The following is a 20,321-nucleotide window of genomic DNA, read 5'->3' as shown; positions in this document are numbered from 1 at the left end:
CAGACACCCGATCTTGGATCAGCAACGGCATCGGCGGATTCCAGACCCGTTCGTAGTGGTCGTAGCTGCGAACCAGGGAACGCGACCGTTGGCGGCACGGAGTCGGGAGACGACTGTGCTCAGGACGTCGGCCAGTTCCGGTGTGACCAGGACGAGCCGCTCCTGGTCTGTCTTCGACGGGGCAATCTGTAAGAGCGGGACGACCTGGCCGGTGGTGGGCAGCTTGTAACTGATGATGCTGTGATGCCCCAACTCAAGGAGTTCCTCGATGCGGATGCCGGTGTGCCGCAAGACCTCGATAGCTGCCCATGCCCAGAATGCCCTCCGCTCCTCGCCCGCGAACGATCGCCGGCGGCCGCGGGCGTCCCAGGCATGGACTGGGCGCCCGTCCGCGCGCTTACTCGAACGAGGGACGGTGAACGTCTCGCCCAAGACGGTGAATGTCGAGTTGAGCGGCGCGGCATTGAGCGCATCAATCCGAGCTGTGGCCTCCCTCAGAAGACGGCCAGCTGTCTGCACCAGCGTGGGCAGTGCGGGAAGGCGCTCACGAGTGCGTTGGTCCATTCGGGCCTTGAGCTGGCGGTCAGCCTTTGCTGTCGAGCACTCGGCTTCACTGATCGGGCAGGGAGCGACCCAAGCAGCCCACTGGCCGGGATCTTCCACTGCCCACTCCGCCAGGTCCAAGTACAGGGCCCTGACCTGGGTCTTGATGGCAGTTGCGTTCCTGCGCGGTTCGGTGAACTCGCGGAAGGAGCCATCGGGCAGACGCTTGCGGGCGGTCTTCGTGGCCAGTCGGATCTTCCAGGCAGTGATCACCTCGGCGGGCAGCCGCAGAGAGTCGACGCCCGGATGATGCTGCTCCAGGTCGTCCCAGAACCGAAGCGCCAGCGAGTTCGTGAGCCCCATCAAAGACGTGAAGTCAAGACCTACGGACCGATGGGAAAGATAGGCGACCAACAGATCGCGGACCGGCCGGCACTGCAGTTGGTAACGGTCCACGAGATCTGCAGCAGTGAGTTGCCCAGTGCGGTGCGAGATCCGGAACAGCGTGTGCGGTGCGTCCGCGGGAAGGATGCCCAAATTGAGCAGCCAGGTGTAGGCGAGCTCGATCCGCCGATTGCTGTTGGTCCGGTTCGTGCGGTGCCATAGCAACAGGTCACCGACGACGATGTCCTCGATGGTCCCGCCCTGGCAAGCCGTGATCTCCGTGATGGTCTTCAGCCCGGACGAACCATCACCCGACGACAGCTCCGCCGGCAGTGACGCTCTCAGCCGTGCGAAGCCTTCAGGGTCACGCGCCTCCTCCATAGCCGGTCGGAGATGCCGCGACCTGGACCCGATGAGGAAGCCCGGGTCGGGTCTGACAGCATCTGCGCAGAGGAGTGCCAGGACCCCGACCAGGAGCGTCTCGCGCCGGGACACGCGTGATTCCGAGCGAGCCCACTTCGCGTAGGCATCCCTCCACCCCGGGGAGGCAATCTGCTGGCCGTGGGCAGGACTCGCCTGCCATCGCTCCTGCCAGGTCTCCCCGGGAAAGGTTGCCAGCCAGTCCAGCACGACGCGTGCGCCGAACATGCGATTTGCCTGAGCGCTGCTGTCCGCGACTCGCAGCGGCGGACGAGCCATCCGTTTCAGGACTTCTGCGCGCGAGGAGGCCGTCGCCGGCCACGTGCTCGGCCTTTGACGAGGTGGAAACCGGTTCATCAAGGCGAGCGCTTCGGCGCCCACCAGGCTCCTCTTCTTCGGCACAAAACTCGAGATGATGTGCGTCGCAGCGCTGGTCATGACACGTCCCGCCCGAAGAGAATCGACAAGGAGTCGGGGTTGTAGGACGGCTCGTCAACGGAGGCGGGCGGCTGCTTGCGGCGCTGCTCCTGACGGGCATGGTGGGCAAGCCCGGCGGCGATGACGTCGTCTCTAGTAGGACGGTTGTAGGTGTCCAAGGTCGACAGGCACTTGTGGCCGAGGATCTTCTGCACGTAGACCGGCGGCATGTTGGGGTCGTCGAGCATCAGGAACGTCGCCGTGTGCCGCAGGTCGTGAAGGGTCCAGTTGGCGCCCAGGAGCTCATTGGCACGGTTGAACATCATGCGGGGCCGCGTTGTACTCCAGCGGTCGCCAAGGGCGCCGTAGTGTCCACCACAGCGGGTGGTGGCGGCCGCGAGGGACGCCCTTCCTCCAGGCATCCTCCTGGTAGAGCCGCAGCCATACGAACGCATCAGGGTTGGCGGGCAGCTCCGGGTATTCGCGGCTGCCCTTGCGCGAGGGCTTGGTCCTGCGCGTCGGTCGCGGCGTGTTCTTCGCCGAGCCGGGCGAGGAGGAGGGAGCGGAGGACGTTGAGTCGCCACCAGGGGACGGCGTAGTCGGAGGTCTGTTCGTGGGAGCCGGCGGTGTCGAAGATGCGCCGGCCCTGGGCGTCCAGGTCGAGCGCGGTCGCCCGGTCGCCTCGCAGAGCGGCTACGTGGGCTTTGCCGTAGATCGCGTTCAGCAGGCCCAGGGACGGGCGGTCGGAGAGGGCCAGGGCCTGGTCCGCGAGGACGTCCGCGACGCCGAGCGAGGCCCCTTCATACCCCAGGGCGATCGCTGCCCTTCCCCCGTACCCACACTCGTGCGTCGGGGTCTTCCGATTGGTCGGCGGCGGTGGCTGCCATGCGGTACCAGCGGACGGCCGCGTTCCCGTCGGATCCGGGGAACGTCTTGGCGTACAGGGTCATGAAACGGGCGGCCGCTGACCACAGGCGGGGCTGGTCGAGCTGCTGCTGGATGACGACGAGTTCGCCTGCGACGCGGCGCTGGATGTCGGCGGCGCCCATGGACATGTAGTCGCTCCCGTACGAGGCCAGCTTCGCCTCCCACGCTTGCGCCGAGGGCCCGCCCGCGAGGCGGGCGGCGAACTCGCGCGCCAACAGGTCGGAGGCGATGACGGGAGCTATGGCCGTGCCGGCCATGTCGGTCAGGAACTCGCGGCGCATCATGGGGTCCTCCAGGACGGCTAACGGCACATCGAGCGCGCTCGACAGGGCGGCGTGGTAGAAGCCGCGCGGGGTGACCTTCCCGCGCTCCCACCGGGCGGTGTACCCCCTCGTGAGCGTCGTCCCGTGCACGGTGTTGATCTCGTCGGCCAGGCGGGCCTGGTACCAACCGTGCGCCGCGCGCAGTTTGCGGATCAACTCCCCGACTCCGTGACCCCCATCTTGCCCCCACCTTTGCCCCTGCCCGCCGCCTTTGGCCGGGTCGAAGGTATGGGTACCGGCTAGCACGCGAAGGGGCACCCATGGCAGAAACCACCGACTACAGCCGCGCCCGCCAAGAGGCCCTCAAGCTGTTCCGTCCGGTGGCGGTGTCGCGGCGGTCCGCGTAGGCCCGGCAGCGGGCGCAGGCCGGCGGGGGCTTCAGGAGGGCAGGGGGCGCTGCGCACGGGCCGACCACCCGTGAGAGCCCGCCGGTACGCGGTCGGCCGGTTGGTGTTCGACCGCGACCGCCAGGCCCGCGGCCACGTCGTCGGCCTCTACCCGTCACCGCTCGTGGCGCGCTTGGCGGATACGGCCGGATTCCAGTGGATCGCCCGCACCGTCGTCTGTGAGCCGGCCGCACCGCCACCAGCCGCACCGGCTGTCGGCGAGGCCCGGGACGGGGTGCGGGTCCCGGCGGGGCGGATGCCGGTGGATGTGCCGCCCACCGAACTGCGCGTCGGGGACCAGGTCCTGACCGGCGGCCGCCTGATCGCCATCACCGATCTCCGCTACCCCCATGGCGGCACCCGCACCATGATCCTGGCCAACGGGCGCCTGGCCGTCGCGGAGCGCACGGTGCGCGTCTACCGCCCCCGCGCAGGGCGACCCTGGCCCTGCGCGCGGTGGTGGAGTCGCCGGTCACGGAGGAAATCCGTACCCCCGACGGGGATCTGACTGGGCTGCGGCGGGCGGGTCAGCCGGCCGACGAGGGCGCGACCGCCCGGCGCCAGACGGTGGCGTCGAGGGTGACGTGGAAGGCGGGGTCGGTGTTGGCCGTCTGCCCCCGGAAGGTGATCAGGCCGATGTGACCCGCCTTGGTGAGGACGCAGAACTGGGCACCCGGGGACAGCTTGTCCAGGGGGATGTAGTCGGCGAAGCGCGTCTCGTCGCGGCAGGTCTCCAGGGATCCTGCCTGCCCCGGGTCGAGCAGCACGAGGTGGTTGCCCGCCTGGGTGCGCACGCGGTACGGGAGCGAGTGCCCGCCGAACTCCAGGTCGCCGGCGGAGCCGCCCGACTCCTGCGGCCGCAGCTCACCGTCGCCGAACCTCAGGGTGTAGTTTTCCGGCAGGTTGATGCCCGCGCGGGTGACCGGCTCCGCCGCCTTGGTCGCGCCGGCCGGCGACTGCGAGGCCTTCGGGGTGGACGAGGCCCCCTTCCCCTTCCCGGCGGCCTGTTCTTCCGTGCCGGAGTTGCGGCTCACGAGGTACAGGCCGCCGCCGGCGAGCAGCGCCAGGGCGAGCCCGACCGCCACGGCCACGCCCGGCCGCCGGGTCGGGCGGCCCGGCGCGGACGGCTGGGGCGGGTAGCCCGGTGGTATCGACGGCTGGGCATAGGGGTCCGGAGGGGGCGGCGTCGGCGGTCCGTACGCGCCTTGGACGGCGGGCGACGCGGCGGGCGCGGCGGTCACCGTCGGCGCGTGGCCGGGCGGCGCCGGTGCCGGGGCCGCCGGAACCCGGGTCACCTCGGGCGGTGCGGGCGCCGCCGCGCGCAGCGTGATGCTGGCGGCGACCGCGCCGGGCAGCCAGGCCTCGGGGCGGCGCAGTGGCGCGTCGCTGTTGGCGGCCCGGCACAGCGCGAGGACCTCGTCGACCGAGGGCCTGGCCGCCGGGTCCTTGGCGAGGCAGCGGGCCACCAACTCCTGTAGCTGGGACGGGAGTCGGGTGAGGTCGGGCTGCTCGTGGACGATGCGGTAGAGCACCCCGTGCGAAGTGCCCTCGCCGAACGCGGGCAGGCCGGTCGCCGCGTACGCTGCGACCTGGCCGAGCGTGAAGATGTCGGTGGCCGGGGTGACCGCACCGCCCGCAGCCTGTTCGGGTGCCATGAAGGTCGGGGTGCCGATGGTGACGCCGCTGCCGGTGAGGGCGGTAGCGTCGGCGGCCCGCGCGATGCCGAAGTCGATGACGCGGGGCCCGTCGCCCGCGAGCAGGACGTTGGACGGCTTGAGGTCGCGGTGGACGATGCCGGCCCCGTGGATGACCTGCAGGGCCTCGGCGACGCCCGCGACCAAGAGCAGCACGGTGGGCACGGGCAGCCCGCCGTGCCGCTGCACGGCGTCGGCCAGGGAGGGCCCGGGGACGTAGGCCGTGGCAAGCCAGGGGTGGCGGCCCTCGGTGTCGGAGTCGATCACCGGCGCGGTGTACAGCCCCTGCACGCGTTCGGCGGCCCGCACCTCCTGCTGGAAGCGGCGGCGGAACTCGGCATCTTCGCCGAACTCCGGCCGGATCACCTTGATCGCGACGGGCCGTCCGCCCGGAGTGTACGAGAGGTACACCCTGCCCATGCCGCCTGCGCCGAGCCTGGCCACGATGCGGTATCCGGCCACGGACCGCGGGTCGTCGCCCTCCAGCGGATGAAAGACGGTGTCCAACTCGATTCCCCTACAGTCGTTTTCGGCCCGCGCCGCGGCACCTGCCCGACGCACGCGGAATTTTACCGAACGCAAGATCCTCTGCCGGTCAGAGCCTGTGTCTGAATCCCGTTCAATCAGCGTGCGTGCCAGACGTCGTACGCCCGGGCGGGGTTCAGACACAGGCTCTCAAGACGTCTGGCTGGCGCGGGCTTTGCCGGATGGCTAGGCTCGCCGGCGGCGCTCCCGCGGCGGGCGGCGTGGGCGAATCGGATCGCGGCGCCGGAAGCGAACCGCCCACCCGCTGGCGTGACTGCCCTCATTCAGGGTGTGGTTCTGGTGTTGTCGAGCCGTTCGATTCGCGCCACGTTTTCCCGGTCCTCGGGGTCCGTGCTCACCTCGGCGGTGAACCAGGCGTCGAGGATTTCCTTGAGGAGCGGTTCGGAGGTCAGGCGCAGGCTCAGGGCGAGTACGTTGGCGTCGTTCCAGCGGCGCGCACCGTCCGCGGTGTAGGCGTCGGTGCACAGGGCCGCGCGTACGCCGGGCACTTTGTTCGCGGCGATCGAGGCGCCCGTACCGGTCCAGCAGCACACGACGGCCTGGTCGGCGTTCCCGGCGGCGACCTCGCGGGCCGCCGCCTGAGAGCAGGCGGCCCACTGCGGATCGTCGCCGGGGCTCAGCGCCCCGTACGTCACCACGTGGTGTCCGCGGTCGCGCAGTTGCCCGAGGAGGGCGCGCGCCACGGGTTCGTCCATGTCCGAGGAAACGCAGATCCGCATGCCCCGAGACTAACCGGCCGTGGAACGGACGGTCGCCGCGAGTCGCGTAATGAGTGCCTCGGCGTTGCCACGGTTGACCGCGTGCAGCTGGCCGGGACTCCAGCCCGAGGCGGGAGGATACCGCCGTGGGATTCGTGTGCTATCTGCTGGCCGCGGCTGCGGGCCTGTCGGCGTTGTTCGCTGCCGTGCCGGTGGCGTTCATGGCGGTCAGGCTTGCTGGAGCCGCCTGCCTGGCCTACCTCGCTTGGGGCAAGCTCAAGCCCGGTGGCCGCTCACCCTTCGCCCCGGCCCAGGACCTGACTCCGGTCTCTGACGCCCGCCTGTTCTCGATGGGGCTGCTGACGAACCTGCTCAACCCCAAGATCGCTCTGATGTACGCCGCCCTACTGCCCCAGTTCTTGGACCCTCAGGCAGGTTCGGCCTGGGGGCAACTGCTCCAGCTCGGTTGCTCCAGCTCGGTGGGGTGCAGATCATCGTGGGGATCTCGGCGAACGCTCTGATCATGTTGGGTGCAGCGCGGGTGTCGGAGTTTCTGACAGCCCGTCCTCGTGCCATGACTGCCCAGCGGTTCACGGCGGGTGGCCTGCTCGGTGCCTTCGCGCTGCGCACCGCGCTGTCCCGTACTCCCGTCTCGACCTGACCCCAGACGGAGAAGCCGTCTTCAGACGGATTCGCCGGGAGCCAGATACCGGCAGCCGTTATCAGCCCCGCCGAAGTCCTCCACTACACCGACCACGCCCTGCGCCACCACAGCGGCGCTTACCACCTCGTACGCAACCGACCGCGCGCACTACTTCGATGAAGTCTTCGCCAGCGCCGCTGCGAATGCTGCCTGACGGCTGGTACCGCTGCCCGGGGCTGGGCAACAGCGGCGGGGCCCACTACTTCCGGCAACCCGGCTGCGGTCCGGCCCGCCAGGCCGTCAGCTGGGCTAGTTCAGATAAGGCCGGCTCGGTGCGCTCGGCCTGTCCTCAACGCCATGGTGCTCTGGACGACGAAGTACATCGGCGCTGCCGTCATCCAGCTCCAGGCCGAGGGCCACGAGATCCCGGAGGAGGACATCGCACTGGCACGCTCAGTCACGTCAGAGGCGAGAGGCGGCCCGCCGCGCGCGGTCTGGGCCAGGTCGAGGAACCGGGCACTGTATCTGGCCCGGGTGAGGGTGGGTGGGTCTCGCATGGGTGATCTTGTGTCGGGCGGTGTCCGGGGACGTGTCTTGACCGGCCGTACGTAGTTGATCTTGCGTATGCCGGTTTCGGGGCGGCTGGCCTGGTGTGATGCCGGGCGGTGCGTTCCGCTTGGATACTTAGAGCGATCAACGGGGTCGTGGAGAGAAAGGGAGAGCGGTCACATGACGACGGCGGACCATGCGGAGACCAATCTGGCGGTCAGGCTCGGGTTCCAGCCTGGCCAGGTGGTCCAGGAGGTCGGGTATGACGACGACGTCGATCAGGAACTCCGCGGGGCGATCGAGCAGGCGACCGGTACCGAGCTGGTCGATGAGGAGTACGACGATGTAGCCGATGCGGTGGTGCTGTGGTTCCGCGCGGACGATGGCGATCTCACCGACGCTCTCGTCGACGCCATCGCCTACGTGGAGGAAGGCGGCTCCATCCTGCTGCTCACCCCGAAGAGCGGAAGGGACGGCCACGTCGAACCCGGCGAAATCGGCGAAGGGGTCACCACCGCCGGCCTTTCCCAGACCAAGTCCATCAACGCCGGCAAAGACTGGAACGGCAGCCGCCTCATCGCGCCGAAGGGCGCAGCCAAGAGGCGATAGCGCTCGGCCTGGCGCGTCGTTTCAGGCGTTCCGTTCGCGGAACGGTCACGGTGACCGTTCCGCGAACGTCGGCCCTCGTGTGCCGTCAGCGAGGCGGTGACCGTGACCTGCGGTCGTACTCAGGCCCCGATTTCGCTCAGGAGCATGCGCAGGGTCAGGCTGTGCTTCTCGGGTGGCAGGGCGTCCATCACAGCGGTGGCGAGCGCGACACCGCCCGCCCGGTCGCCGGAGCGGGCGAGCATCAGTCCGGGGTGGAGTTCGAGGTGCGTCGCGAAGCGGGGCGGGCTCGCGGGGAGTTCGGCGAGGGCCTGGTCGTGGGCGTCGGTTGCGGCTTTTTGGGTTCGGACCGGGAGCTCGTGTCGACGACCAGGCCCTCGGTGCCCTCGCCGAGATGGTACTGGCTGTGCAGGCTGCTGTTGTGTGACTGTAGACGGGCTCGCTGAAACGAATTTCTTGAAGCTCCGATTATTGGGCCACCGGTGGATGACGGGCCTACGCGGCCCGGTGCCCTCGGGCGGACCGATTACCTTATCTCCGTTGCCGAGAGCGAGCGGCGGAACGGCACCAGGCCCATTTGCGATCATGACCGGTCGGGCGTAGAGAGGAAGAGAGGCCAGTGTGTTGTAGGCCACCTTTTGTCTGAGTGTGTGGGGAGGATCCCCATGCCCCATGTAGGTCCATTGCAATGGGCTCTGGTCTTGCTGCTGCTTATCCTCGGCTGTCTCCTCGCAGTCCGCGCCTGGCGGATGGCTGTCAAGGAACCGGAGTCCGAGCCGAGGATCGAGGTGCTCTCCGGTATAGGCGGAGGTCTGGTGTGCGGAATCGCCGTGGGTTTGTCCGCCATTTTCATGGCTGAGTCGATTCGGGTTTCCGAGGAGTACGCGACGTGGCGTGCGAGCGTTGAGAGCGCCGCGAGTATTCCAGGCTTCACTGTCGCCGGCCGCGACATCAAAGGCATCAACTTCAGCGGCAAGTCTCTCCATAACGCGGACTTCACCAATGCAGACCTGCGTGGTGCCAAGTTTCAGGACACCGACCTGACCGGGGCTGACTTCACGGGCGCCGATTTGCGGGAAGCGAACCTCATCGGCGCTAATCTTCAGGACGCGAGCCTGATGAATGCCAACTTGGGCAATGCCTCCCTGCACAGCGCGAACCTCACCCACGCCGTCATCGCTGGCCCGCAGACCTCCTTCTTCGGGACGAAGGTGAACGCACGCACGTGCTGGCCCAAGGGGCCGACACCTGAGCAGCTGAATGTCCTGATCATTGGGGTAGTGGTGCAGAAATACACCGACGATGAGAGCGGACTTACCCTGACGCGGGAAGACGACAAGAAGGACCGTGTGATCGGTGGCCAGCAGGCGCCGGGCTGTGCTCTGTGGAAGCACGGCATGCGCGTTCACCCGTAGAGCTCGTCCAGCACGCCAAGTATGGGCCCCTCCTCGGCGCCGAGTTCCTCGCCGCCACGGCCGGCGGCCGCGCACGTCACGGCTGTGCTGGCGCCGATGTTCAGGATCCGCAATCGGGCCGCAGGCCGAGCTGTTCCATCAGGCTGGCTGTCATGGTCATGCCGCTGGACAGGGACGTGATCTCGCCCCCCGTCCGCCACGTCCCCGCCTCGCGGCCCAGGATCGGCTCCCCGTCGTGCTGGCTTCGGACACGTACCTGCAGTACCGGATGTTGAGGAGCTCCTCCCGGTCCGCGGGCCGCGTCCAGTCCAGCAGCGTTCACCGCGGAGGCGTCGGTCACGGTCTCCTCGCTGCGCCGTACGTAGCCCTGCGGCATGAGCACCTCCCGCGGGAGGGCCAGGAACGCTTCCCGGACGGGCCCCGGGCGCAGGGCACCTTCATCTGCGAGGCGGGCGACCGTCGTGGCTCGGTCGGCTGCAGGATCCGGCCCCGCACTCTTGCGGGGTACGGACTACAGAGGTCGACACTTCATGAATCCTCCCGGCGGCGGTACAGCAGCGCGTGACCGGACGTCAATGCCTGGCCGCTCCTATGGACGGAGCAGGAGCGCCAGGCTTTAGACGTCGTTTCCTTTGGTTGAGGCCCGTGCTGTTGACCGGCTCAGATGGGTGTCAGTGCGGTGTGAGAGCCTCCGTGGCATGAGCTACGACCTGGCTGTCTGGGAAGGCGAGAGGCCGGCGGATGACAAGACCGCCGGCCGGTTCTTCAACGACCTGTACGACCGCTACATCGACTCCGAGGTGGAGGAGCCTCCGTCCGAACGCATAGCGGCCTACGTCACCAAGCTTCTTGAGCGGTGGTGCGATATCACCGAGGATGAGGAGGACACCTCGCCCTGGTCGACTGGCCCGTTGATCGGCGAGGCCAGTGGTCCTCTGATCTACTTCCCGATGCGGTGGAGCATGGCCGAGGAGGCGTCGGTCTACGCGGCAGCCGTGGCGGAGTCCATGGGGCTGGTCTGTTTCGACGTGCAGCAGGATCGGATCAGACCTTGAGGAGGGCCGCCAATCGGCGGTGGCAGATGAGGGCTGAGGCTATGCCGGCGAAGGCGAGAAAGTGTTCTGCCTTGCGTTCGTAGCGGCGGTGCAGGCGGCGGCAGCCGGCGAGCCAGGAGACGGTTCTCTCGACGACCCATCGGTGGCGGCCGAGCCGTTGTGAGGACTCGATGCCCTTGCGGGCGATGCGGTGGCGGATGCCGCGTTCGCGGAGCCATCGGCGCAGGTGGTCGTAGTCGTATCCCTTGTCGGCGTGCAGTTTCGCCGGCCGTCGCCTGTGGGGGCCTCGGCGGGAACGGATGGGCGGGATCCCGCGCACGAGCGGCTCAAGGCCGAGGCTGTCGTGCATGTTGGCGCCGGAGATGCCCAGGGACAAAGGCAGTCCGTTCCGGTCGGTGAGCAGGTGGATTTTCGATCCCGGCTTGCCGCGGTCGGTCGGATTCGGTCCCGTCAGCGACCCCCTTTTGCGGCCCTCATGCTGACGGAGTCGATCGCGCACCGCGACCAGTCGAGCTCGCCGCGTGCGCCGAGTTCGTCGAGGATGACGCGGTGGAGCCGTGCCCAGACACGGGCCCGGCTCCACTGGGCGAAGCGCCGGTAGACCGTCTGCCGGCTCGGGCCGGACAGCGGCGGAAGCTGTCTCCATGTGCAGCCCGAGGTCGCCACGAAGACGATCGCGGCCAGGGCTTCTCGGTCACCGGCACGCCGTCGGCCCCCACCCTGCGCACGTATCACCTCTGTTGGCGGCACCACCCGCCGGAACAGCACCCACAACTCGTCCGGCACCAGCCGCTCAACCAAATCCGTCATGCACGGTTCAACGAACGATCACACCATAAGAAACGATGTCTTAGAACTCCTAACGAAATGATCTTCGAGGTGGTTGGATCACTCCGGGACTGATGATCCGGGGGTGCGGGGTGGCTCGGCCGAGGCCAGGGGATGTCGACGACGAGCTGTGGGCGGTGATCGAGCCGCTGCTGCCGAAGGTCGAGCGTCGTGCCCGTCATCCTGGGCGTAAGCGGCATCCTGACCGGCTGGTGTTCCAGGGCATTCTGTTCGTCCTGCATACCGGGATCGCCTGGGAACACCTGCCGCAGGAACTTGGCTTCGGCTCAGGCATGACCTGCTGGCGTCGCCTGGCCGAGTGGACGAAGGCCGGTGTGTGGCCCCGGCTGCACGAGGTCCTCCTGGCGAAGCTCCGCAGCGTGAACGTCCTGGACTTCTCCTGGGCAGCCGTCGACGGCTCTCACGTCCGGGCGTTAAAGGGAGCTCCAAGACCGGACGAAGCCCTGTCGACCGGGGTAGAACGGGCAGCAAGCACCACTTGATCACCGATGTCACCGGTATCCCGCTCGCTGTCACCTTGACTGGGGGCAACCGCAATGACGTGACCCAGCTCGTTCCGCTGCTCGAAGCCGTTCCGTCGGTGCGGGGTAAACGCGGCCGGCCCCGGCGTCGCCCGGACGTCGTGCTCGGTGACCGCGGGTACGACCACGACAAGTCCCGCCGTCTCGTGTGGGAGCTTGGGGTGAAACCGGTGATCGCCCACCGCTGGGTCGTAGAGCGCGCATTCGCCCATCTGCACTGGTTCCGCCGCCTGCGGATTCGGTGGGAGATCCGCGACGACATCCATGAAGCCTTCCTCAAGCTCGCCTGCTGCATCATCTGCTGGCGGCGCCTGACGAAGCCGTGCCTCAGTCGCCGCGGTCCGAGCTGAAGCCGCGGTCCTGAATCACCGGAAACGTCTTCTCCGCAGCGGCAAGCCACGCATCGATCTCATCGTGGCAGGACCGGATGGCGCTGATCAGCTCCATGAGGGCATCCAGCTTCTGCCTGCTGACGTTCAGGCGCAGCTCCTCAAGCGAAACTTCCTGGTACGGCATGCTCAGCTGCCACCAGAAGCGCATCAGGTAGCGACACTCCTGCGGCTGCCGGTCATCCGCGAGGCGACTGTGAACGACTGCTTGGACGCACTGCCGCTGGTCATCATCGCGAAAGCCATCCCGCAGGTCAGTCAAAGTCACGGTCGGACAGTACCAACCGCGCTCACCAACAGGGCCATGAGGTCATTTTGTTAGGAGTTCTAAGAGCGGCTCCCAGCCGACCGGCCGTCAAGGGTCCGCCGCTGCGGGGAGCGACACTCCACAGCACTTGAGCCAGAGCCACAACCCGTGAACAAAGCCAGCCCGTCGACGCGGACCCGACGCCCACCCTCGGCATCCGGGGGATAGACGATCACGTGCAGCGCTAGACCGATTCCTCCCTCCTGCCCCCGCCCGCGTACTCCGGCATGCCGCGAGCGTCAGACGCATGCCTTCCCCGGCTTGTCGCGGGGTGCACTGGTGAGGGGCCCGCAGCGTGTGGGCGTGCCCTATGTCCCTGTCCTCCGGGCAGCGGGCAATCTCTTCGATGGCCTGCGGACCGGGCGGCACGTTGCCATCGCCGCCCAAGCCGCGGGCCTTGGGGTAGGGGAAGTGTGCACGGCCGCTCGCGCCGATACCGCACTTGCACTGCTTCTGCTGGGGACCGATCCTGACGGGGTCGGTGCCGTGGGTATCCCCGAACGCGCCGAGTATCTGCGGCTACTCGCTCTGGGCTGCGTCCCCAGCCCTGCTGCGCAGATCCTGGTTGGGGGCGCGTCGGCTACCAGGGAGTCTCGGCTTCTTTCTGTGTCCAGTAGCGGAGAACGCGACGCGTGGTGAGGGTGTCGGGGTGGTCGGGGCCCAGTACGCGGGTGCGGTCGGTGACCAGGGCGGTGTAGAGGGCGCGAGCGGTGCCTGCTTCTCCTGCCTCACCGGTCCAGTGGGCGTGGTTGTGGAGGCTGGTGAGGGTGTCGGGGTGGTCGGGGCCCTGTAAGCGGGTTCGGTCAGCCGCGAGGGCGCTGGAGAGATGGCGTGCGCGCACGGGGTTTCCTGCCCAGCCTGTCCAATTGGCCCGTTGTAGGCGGGTGGTGAGGGTGTGGGGGTGGTCGGGACCCAGCATGCTTATGTGGTCGAAGACGAGGAGGGTGTAGAGGTCGCGTGCGGCGGCGGCGTCTCCGGCGTGGCCGGTCCAGTGGGCGTGACTGCGGCGGCTGGCCAGGGTGCTGCAGTGGTCGGGTCCCAGTGTGCGGGTGCGGTCGGCGACGAGGGTGTCGTAGAGGTCGCGTGCGGTGGTGGCGTCTCCGGCGTGGCCGGTCCAGCGGGCGTGGCCTGTGCGGGCTGCGAGGGTGTCTGGGTGGTCGGGTCCCTGTACGCGTGTGCGGTCGGCGACAAGCGTGCTGTAGAGGTCGCGTGCGGTGGTGGCGTCTCCGGCCTGGCCGGTCCAGCGGGCGTGCTCGTCGCGTGTGGCGAGAGTATCGAGGTCGTCGGGTCCCTCTATGCGTGTGCGGTCGGCGACAAGCGTGCTGTAGAGGTCGCGTGCGGTGGTGGCGTCTCCGGCCTGGCCGGTCCAGCGGGCGTGCTCGTCACGTGTGGCGAGAGTATCGAGGTGATCGGGTCGCTGTATGCGTGTGCGGTCGGCGACAAGCGTGCTGTAGAGGTCGCGTGCGGTGGTGGCGTCTCCGGCCTGGCCGGTCCAGCGGGCGTGCTCGTCGCGTGTAGCGAGAGTGTCGCGGTGATCGGGTCCCAGTACATGTACGTGGTCGGCGACGAGCGTGCTGTAGAGGTCGCGTGCGGCTCCTGTGTCTCCGGCCTGGCCGGTCCAGTGGGCGTGGGCTGCGCGCGCGATGAGGGTTCTTGGATGAGCCGGGCCGTACTCCCGAACGGAGAACTCGGCGCGTTGGGCGTAATGGCTGACTTCCCGGCTTGCGTACTCATCGTGGCCGTTCTGGGCATCGACGACGCGCTGCACCAGCCGGCCCTTGTCCTGTGCGTCCGCGCTGGTGGACGGGTTGTCCGGGACGCTGCCAGGGAGGTTGCCGAGTTCGGTGGTGATGCGGTCCACGATGTCGCTGTCGCTGTCGTTGACCGCTTCGACACGGGCCAGCGCACGGTCGATGTCGTCGCCCGCGATGTCCTCGGATTCCGGGGCAGGTTTGCGGGTCTGGCCGACGTCGGGTAGCTGGTCGTGAGGGGAACGCTCGTTGCCGCGGAGCCGGTCGAGCTCATCCGTCAGCTCTTCGATTCTTGTCGCCAATCGACTGGCGAGGTTCTCGGCCTGGTGCTGCTTCTCCTGCGCCCGCTTCAGCTCCTGCGTGGCCTTCTCCTTCTGCGAAACGGCGCGGGCGAGTTTACGCTGGGTATTTCCCAGCGCAGCACCTGCATCGTTCCGGGCAAGGCGGTCGCGCTCTTCGGTCAGGCCGGCGACACGGCCCTGGAGCTGGTTGATCATGCCGAGAAGCACCATGATCAGTTTTGCGGAGTTGTCGGCGGCCTGCCGCAGTTCCGCCTGCTGCTCCAGGGACCGCGTGAGACGTTCATACGTGTCAATCTGGAGGGCCTGCACCTGTGCCAGTTCCACCAGGTTCACTCCTGGTGTCCGCGCGGGCGCGGGTCCTGTGACGGGCTTGGGAGGGTGCAGAGCCTCGTGCAGCAGCCTGTTCGCTTCGCTGAGGCGGCGCTCACGTAACGTGGTCGGCACGGTTGCGTCGACCAGGGCCGTCACGAACCGCTGGGAGGGGACTTTCCCGCCGAGGTAGACGCTGATCTGGGAAGTGGAGAGGGACATGTCCGTGGCTAGACGTGCGAGAGTCTTGCCCGACTCGTCCACCCGCCGGCGAAGGAACTCCGCGAGTTGATGGGCGTGCGGATTCGCCGCCCGGATCGGCCCCCACGGCCGGCCACCCTTTGCTGCCCCCATCGGTGCCCCCACCCGTACCCGTGTCCGGTGTGTCCCGGACAGCCTTCCCCACATCCGGAACCTACCTGCGTTGTCCCGCCTGCAGGGTACGGAAAACCCAAATTCCCTTCACCGTACGACCGAGGCCGCAGGCTGCGGACCCAGCAGAGTGAAGGACATACCCATGAACGACGTTCTCTCCCTTGCCGCAGACCTCCTTACCATTGCGGGCAGTCTCCTCTCCGTCGTGCTGGAGGTCCGTCGCGAGCGCGAGCACAATCAGGAGAACGAGGACCGGGGCGGAGAGGAAACCAGCTCCTGACCAGTGGCAGATCACAGGCCCGGCACAGAGAAGTACAAGCCGGAGCGGCGCAGCACGGTTGGGCCGATGTTTGGGACTTCGGATTCGCAGCGGGCTGTGCGGCGGATCTCGGCGGGGTGGCCCTGGGCGGCCGTCCCGCGGACTTGTGTTGGGACGCCGGCCGGGCGTGTCGGCTCGCGCCGGATACCTCGCGGGGGGACGGCGCACGGCGGCAGAGGCCGAAGCACGGTCGTCCTTTGGCAGGGAAGGCGGTTCGGGTGGCCTGATGTCCTGCCGTGCGGGCTGCGGGGCTCTGCAAGCAGTTGGGCCTTCTGGACCGATGCGGGCGCGATGGTTTCTTTCGTGGACCCCGGATACCGGCGCGGAGCGAGCGCAGCCTTGGGCAATCTCGCAGAACCGAAGTGCTCGACTCTGGGCCGTGCCTTGCAGTGGACGGCGCCGTCGCCTTCCTTCGCGGGTGTGAGGCGCTGCGAACGGCACAATGGTCCCATGGGTGCTCCGATCAACATCTTCAGGCTCTTTAGCTACCAGCCTTGCGGGCACGAGCTGCTGGTGCGTGCTGTCCGGCCCGCTGCCTCGAACGCCGATCAAAGGGCGTTGAATGCCGCCGACGACATCGCCGACTCGGCGACGAAACATCTTTGCACCTGGTGGGAGCAGCGGTGCTTGCAGCCCGAATGTCCACACCAGCACACGTCGAGCCTGGTCGGCGAGATGCAGGAGGGACCGGTCGGGGAGGACCTGTTCAGCTCGGGTCGCCGTCGGCTCGGGGTATGGGCAGCAAGGACGAAGTACGGCGCGCCGTGGATGGTCCTCGGGACCGCATCAACTGAAGCGGAGTTCTGGCAACAGGTCCAAGAGGACTCCGACCTTCTCGATCTCGGCCCGCTGGCGCCCGCCGAACTGCGCCACGTCTACTTCCTCACCGACGAGGACCACCTATCAAGTCAGCCCTGACGGAAAGCCAGTCCTGTGGCCGGTACCCTGCGCGAAACCGGTCGAACCACGGCCGGGCGGTGCCGTAGAAGGGGTTTACCGGCACGGGGTGGAGCAGCTCACGGCGGGCCGACATCATCGCGGCCTGGCATCGAAAGCGTCCCAGGCTTCGCATAGAGGTCCTGCACAAAGGCGTTGAACGTGTCGATGGGTGATGAGGCAGGTGGCGGGGTCGGCAGCTGCTCGCGCATGGGTTCGACGAGCTAGGGCTTCATCGGATCTATGCCACATGTGGCCCGAGGAATTTCGGCTCCTCCCGAGTGCTGTCCAAGATCGGTATGACGCATAAGGGACGTCTACGCCACACGGCGCTGCTCTGCGACGGCTGGCGAGACTCCATGATCTTCAGCAGCCTCGAAGGGGAATGGTGCTCCCCTGCGTAAGCCCGCCAGCGGGGTTCTGTCGTTTCTCGGTTCTGGCACAGATCTTGGGGAGCGGTCGCGGAGCATCGCTTCAATGCATTCGAGCACTTGCTAAGCATGTTGCGGCCAGCTGACTGCCCCCCACGCAAATCGGCCACCCCGAACTCTGGGCTGACTCAGAAATCTCTCCAGGAGGTCCGCTTGTTTTGCTTCCGCCGCCGGCCCGTGACGGCGGACGCCGATGCGCTCGTGCACCCTCAGCGTGGTTCAGGAGGTTGCGGCAGCCTTCTGGATACGGGGGACGAAGAGCTGGGCCAAGGAGTGGACGGTGGCCAGGTCCAGGGAGCTCTCTCCCCCATCCTCCAGCCTTACTTGGGCGATGACCGTGCCCAGGCACATGGTGAGGTCGAGGCCGTTTTACCGCGTCCTGGTGCGGTTTTCTTGGACTTGCGGCGGTCCATCACCGCCGCGCACCCCCACCCACCCAATGAGCACTCCCGAGAAGGGACTCTCCGTGGATCGGTACTTGCAGCTCCCCACCACAGAACGCCGCGCGCTCTACTTCACCGACCGCGCGAAGGCCTTCGCCCAATGGGGCCGAAGAGACGAATGCATCCACGCTCTCCTTCAGGCCGAATACTGGGCTCCTCAGGAAACCCACGCCCGCCCAGCCGTGAAATCCCTCGTCTCCGGTCTGCTGCTCTCCGGGCGCACCACACCTGAACTCCGAGGCATCGCAGCCCGTACCGGAGTCCCACACAGCTAGGAGCTGTCCGGCCGATCATGTGGCTGTCGCCTCACTTGTTCGTTGTTGTTGGGTATGGGGCGGGAGCACGACGGTCTGTCGGATGCGGGTTGGGAGCGGTTGCGGCTGTTCTTGCCGGTGAGTAGCGGGCGGTGCGGGCGGTGGCGTGATTGCCGGCAGGTGATCGACGGGATTCTGTATCGGGTGCGGACCGGGGTGCAGCGGCGTGATCTACTCGTACGGCCCGACGTGCTCATCCTCGACGACTTCGCCATGCGCCAGCTCGGAGCGTCCCAGGCCGATGACCTCTACGAGCTGGTCAGCGAACGGCAGGGCAGGTCCCTGATCATCACCAGCAACCGGGCACCCAGCGACTGGTATCCCCTCTTCCCCAACCCCGTCGTCGCGGAGTCGCTCCTGGACCGGCTGATCAACACCAGCCACCAGGTCATCATGAACGGCCCCAGCTACCGCCCCAACAAGCGCCCGAAGAACCCCACCGACAAAACCAAGTAGGGAAAACCGGTGGACACCGTCCGGATACTGCAGTCATGGCCGTCACTCAACAACTTGCCCGCATCCCAGCGGAGTATCTCGCCTCCTGCCGCCAGTCAGCGGTCGAATCACCGGATGGAGATCCTCACTGGGATCCGCCTGCGGCGAGCATCCTGGACCTGGACTGGGCGCCGGCTCTGCTCAGACGAGTTTGCGAGCTTGGAGGTCTCGACGACGGCCACCTCCACGCTCTGCGGCAGTCCACCGAGGGCGATACCGGAATCGACCTCGGCTTCCTCAACATGCACCCGCATGCCATCGGCCCGTTCGGGCCCGCTCCCACGGCCCTCTCCGCGACTCAAGTGGCTCGCGTCTCGGAACTGCTCTGGCAGATCGACTTTCCCGCCCTCCTGGCCACCCTGCCGGCCGACGAGACAGAGGCCGCTTCCTTGATAGGCGACGGGGCGGAAAGGATCGTCGGCGGCCCGAGGAAGTACCTGCTCGGACACTTCAATGCCCTGCGCGAGTTCTACCGTGAAGCATCCCAACGGCACCTTCTTCTCGTGCTCTGGTGGGACTGAGATAGGGGCGTCCTCCAGTTCAGCTCACGGCAGCACCTGAGGAATTACGTGAACTTCCGCCTGGGAATTACGTGATCGTCCACAACGCCTCCACCCCGGCCGCCGGCGCCCTGCGCCCGCTGCGCGACCCGGACGCGGCCGGGCTCGGGCTGGATGAGGACGACGAGGAGTAGACGGGACCTCGGCCGCTCCCCGGGAGCCGGACTGTGCCCGGGGATAGGTGCCGGTCAGGGGAGGACCTTGCCGGAGTTGGAACCGGGAGCCTCGGGACCGCTGGAAAGGGTGCCTTTCACGCCCTCGATGGCGCCGCGGCCGCACTCCGGCGGTGATCACCGGCCCCTGGGCCGACTGCCTCCGCACAGTCGCTCTTACGCCTGCCCGTGACATCGGAGAGATGGCTCTGACCTGGTGTTTTTCTGGGATTCGCCTAGCCTGGGGGTTCTGCTGGACACCATCGGAGGGGACATCGTGAGCGAGGAAGCCACCAGTTACGACGCCAGCAACATCCAGGTACTGGAGGGGTGGGAAGCCGTTCGAAAGCGGCCCGGAATGTACATCGGCTCGACAAGTGAACGCGGCCTGCGCCAGATGGTGTTCGAGGTCGCGGACCGGGCGGTGAACGAGGTTCTGGACGGCCGTGCTGCCTCCGTTGACGTCACTCTCACGCCCGACGGTGGCGTGTGTGTCGCCGACGACGGGCCGGGCATTTCCACCCCGCTCACCGAGGCGGGGGCGGCGACCGGAAGCGGGACCACCATTGCTTTCTGGCCGGACGCCGACATCTTCGGAGCCGCGGAGTTCTCGTTCGACGGGCTGGTGGAGCGCTTCAGGGAACTGGCCTTCCTGAACCAGGGCCTGGAGATCTCCCTGACCGACCTGCGCCGCCCGGATGACTCCTGTTCGGTGCGGCTCCGGTTCCCGGGCGGTGCGCGGGACTTCGTAGCCTTCCTCGACGGCCACTCGGCGGCGTCCGCCCCCATGGACACCATCGCCTTCGAGCACGAGGACCCTCGGATGGCGGGGGTGATGAAGGTGGCCTTCCGCTGGTGCAGCTGTCCTGAGAAGCGGGTTCGGAGCTTTGCCAACAGCCGGCCCACCGTCGACGGCACGCACGCGGTGGGCTTCCGCGACGGGATGAGGGCCGCGGTCATCGCGTACGCGCGGGAGCAGGGGCTGCTGACAGCTACGGACCCCGACTTTGACGCCGATCGGATCAGCGAGGGCCTGACGGCGGTCGTGTCGGTGAAGCTGGACCGTCCCGAGTTCGAGGGCTCCACGCGCGGCGTGCTGGGCAACGCCGAAGTACGCGACTGCGTCGGACAGGCCGTCCAGGACCACCTCGGCAGGTGGTTGAAGGACGACCCGGAACGGGCCGCAGCCGTCATCGACCGGATCGTCCAGTGTGCCCGCAGGGACTGACCGACAACAAACCGCCCTGCCGGTCCAGAAGACC

Annotated in this window: 21 protein-coding genes and 1 pseudogene; 13 read left to right on the top strand and 9 right to left on the bottom strand. The window is 67.7% G+C overall.

Annotated features, from left to right (window positions below; genetic code table 11):
- Window positions 1–18: 18 nt before the first annotated feature.
- From ADK52_RS42430 to ADK52_RS43795, 3 genes are all read right to left on the bottom strand, one after another.
- The gene (locus ADK52_RS42430) at window positions 19–1,785 is read right to left on the bottom strand and encodes a site-specific integrase (RefSeq protein WP_159045986.1); all 1,767 of its coding nucleotides are present in this window, start codon (window positions 1,783–1,785) and stop codon (window positions 19–21) included.
- Entirely contained in the window at window positions 1,782–2,090 is a 309-nt protein-coding gene (locus ADK52_RS43800; RefSeq protein WP_234344061.1) for a tyrosine-type recombinase/integrase, read from the bottom strand. Before ADK52_RS43800 ends, ADK52_RS42430 begins: the two co-directional genes overlap by 4 nt.
- Window positions 2,091–2,564: 474 nt before the next feature.
- Window positions 2,565–3,170, bottom strand: a complete 606-nt coding sequence (locus ADK52_RS43795) for a helix-turn-helix transcriptional regulator (protein ID WP_234344059.1) — start codon at window positions 3,168–3,170, stop codon at window positions 2,565–2,567.
- A gap of 261 nt (window positions 3,171–3,431) precedes the next feature.
- On the opposite strand from ADK52_RS43795, the gene ADK52_RS20080 reads away from it, so the two are divergent.
- Entirely contained in the window at window positions 3,432–3,908 is a 477-nt protein-coding gene (locus tag ADK52_RS20080) for a hypothetical protein (protein ID WP_053691219.1), read from the top strand.
- A 19-nt stretch (window positions 3,909–3,927) separates the two neighbouring features.
- Here ADK52_RS20080 and ADK52_RS20075 read toward each other — a convergent pair whose 3' ends face one another.
- Window positions 3,928–5,601 (bottom strand): serine/threonine-protein kinase, encoded by a 1,674-nt coding sequence (locus ADK52_RS20075; RefSeq protein WP_234344056.1) that lies wholly within the window; start codon window positions 5,599–5,601, stop codon window positions 3,928–3,930.
- 302 nt (window positions 5,602–5,903) lie between these two features.
- Complete coding sequence (locus ADK52_RS20070; protein ID WP_053691218.1) at window positions 5,904–6,359, bottom strand: RpiB/LacA/LacB family sugar-phosphate isomerase; 456 nt, start codon at window positions 6,357–6,359, stop codon at window positions 5,904–5,906.
- A gap of 125 nt (window positions 6,360–6,484) precedes the next feature.
- On the opposite strand from ADK52_RS20070, the gene ADK52_RS20065 reads away from it, so the two are divergent.
- Together ADK52_RS20065 and ADK52_RS20055 are read left to right on the top strand one after the other, a co-directional pair.
- A complete protein-coding gene (locus ADK52_RS20065; protein ID WP_234344052.1) occupies window positions 6,485–6,859 on the top strand; it encodes a LysE family translocator in 375 nt (124 codons plus the stop codon).
- An 851-nt stretch (window positions 6,860–7,710) separates the two neighbouring features.
- Window positions 7,711–8,139: a DUF3052 domain-containing protein gene (locus ADK52_RS20055; protein WP_053691216.1), complete on the top strand. Its 429-nt coding sequence runs from the start codon at window positions 7,711–7,713 to the stop codon at window positions 8,137–8,139.
- A gap of 119 nt (window positions 8,140–8,258) precedes the next feature.
- Here ADK52_RS20055 and ADK52_RS41630 read toward each other — a convergent pair whose 3' ends face one another.
- A complete protein-coding gene (locus tag ADK52_RS41630) occupies window positions 8,259–8,381 on the bottom strand; it encodes a hypothetical protein (protein ID WP_324615928.1) in 123 nt (40 codons plus the stop codon).
- 420 nt (window positions 8,382–8,801) lie between these two features.
- Here ADK52_RS41630 and ADK52_RS20050 point away from each other — a divergent pair, with 420 nt between their 5' ends.
- The gene (locus tag ADK52_RS20050; RefSeq protein ID WP_078988467.1) at window positions 8,802–9,551 is read left to right on the top strand and encodes a pentapeptide repeat-containing protein; all 750 of its coding nucleotides are present in this window, start codon (window positions 8,802–8,804) and stop codon (window positions 9,549–9,551) included.
- A gap of 698 nt (window positions 9,552–10,249) precedes the next feature.
- A complete protein-coding gene (locus ADK52_RS20040) occupies window positions 10,250–10,606 on the top strand; it encodes a hypothetical protein (protein ID WP_053691247.1) in 357 nt (118 codons plus the stop codon).
- Here the strand turns inward: ADK52_RS20040 and ADK52_RS40270 are convergent.
- Window positions 10,596–11,416, bottom strand: a protein-coding gene (locus ADK52_RS40270) for an IS5 family transposase (protein ID WP_420714920.1) whose coding sequence is annotated in 2 segments (ribosomal slippage) — window positions 10,596–11,074 and window positions 11,074–11,416 — 822 coding nt in all. Because the reading frame shifts where the segments join, the coding sequence is not laid out codon by codon here. The genes ADK52_RS20040 and ADK52_RS40270 overlap by 11 nt on opposite strands.
- 92 nt (window positions 11,417–11,508) lie before the next feature.
- Here ADK52_RS40270 and ADK52_RS40265 point away from each other — a divergent pair.
- A protein-coding gene (locus ADK52_RS40265) for an IS5 family transposase (RefSeq protein ID WP_234344050.1) occupies window positions 11,509–12,326 on the top strand; the annotation gives its coding sequence in 2 pieces (ribosomal slippage) (window positions 11,509–11,869 and window positions 11,869–12,326; 819 coding nt in all).
- Here the strand turns inward: ADK52_RS40265 and ADK52_RS20015 are convergent.
- Both ADK52_RS20015 and ADK52_RS20010 read right to left on the bottom strand, forming a co-directional pair.
- Complete coding sequence (locus ADK52_RS20015) at window positions 12,304–12,633, bottom strand: hypothetical protein (protein WP_053691210.1); 330 nt, start codon at window positions 12,631–12,633, stop codon at window positions 12,304–12,306. The two genes, ADK52_RS40265 and ADK52_RS20015, sit on opposite strands and share 23 nt — an antisense overlap.
- A 619-nt stretch (window positions 12,634–13,252) precedes the next feature.
- The gene (locus ADK52_RS20010) at window positions 13,253–15,256 is read right to left on the bottom strand and encodes a tetratricopeptide repeat protein (RefSeq protein WP_159045985.1); all 2,004 of its coding nucleotides are present in this window, start codon (window positions 15,254–15,256) and stop codon (window positions 13,253–13,255) included.
- Window positions 15,257–15,551: 295 nt separating this feature from the next.
- On the opposite strand from ADK52_RS20010, the gene ADK52_RS42425 reads away from it, so the two are divergent.
- The 7 genes and pseudogenes from ADK52_RS42425 to ADK52_RS19990 all read left to right on the top strand — a co-directional run bounded on the left by ADK52_RS42425 (window position 15,552) and on the right by ADK52_RS19990 (window position 20,287).
- The gene (locus ADK52_RS42425; protein ID WP_159045984.1) at window positions 15,552–15,689 is read left to right on the top strand and encodes a hypothetical protein; all 138 of its coding nucleotides are present in this window, start codon (window positions 15,552–15,554) and stop codon (window positions 15,687–15,689) included.
- Window positions 15,690–16,178: 489 nt separating this feature from the next.
- Entirely contained in the window at window positions 16,179–16,646 is a 468-nt protein-coding gene (locus ADK52_RS20005) for a hypothetical protein (protein ID WP_053691208.1), read from the top strand.
- 218 nt (window positions 16,647–16,864) lie between these two features.
- Window positions 16,865–17,068 (top strand): GNAT family N-acetyltransferase, encoded by a 204-nt coding sequence (locus ADK52_RS44540; protein ID WP_107090119.1) that lies wholly within the window; start codon window positions 16,865–16,867, stop codon window positions 17,066–17,068.
- Window positions 17,069–17,867: 799 nt separating this feature from the next.
- A pseudogene (locus tag ADK52_RS44535) lies at window positions 17,868–18,026 on the top strand (transposase); the annotation flags it as partial.
- Entirely contained in the window at window positions 18,009–18,308 is a 300-nt protein-coding gene (locus ADK52_RS43785; protein WP_324615930.1) for an ATP-binding protein, read from the top strand. The pseudogene ADK52_RS44535 and the gene ADK52_RS43785, both read left to right, overlap by 18 nt.
- A gap of 35 nt (window positions 18,309–18,343) precedes the next feature.
- On the top strand, window positions 18,344–18,868 hold the full coding sequence (locus ADK52_RS19995) for a DUF1877 family protein (protein ID WP_053691207.1): 525 nt from the start codon (window positions 18,344–18,346) through the stop codon (window positions 18,866–18,868).
- A 468-nt stretch (window positions 18,869–19,336) separates the two neighbouring features.
- The gene (locus ADK52_RS19990; protein WP_199828526.1) at window positions 19,337–20,287 is read left to right on the top strand and encodes a hypothetical protein; all 951 of its coding nucleotides are present in this window, start codon (window positions 19,337–19,339) and stop codon (window positions 20,285–20,287) included.
- The last annotated feature ends 34 nt before the right edge of the window (window positions 20,288–20,321 follow it).

It is taken from the genome of Streptomyces sp. WM6372, from assembly GCF_001279655.1.
Taxonomy (GTDB): domain Bacteria; phylum Actinomycetota; class Actinomycetes; order Streptomycetales; family Streptomycetaceae; genus Streptomyces.
This window is presented reverse-complemented; position numbering and strand designations above follow the sequence as displayed.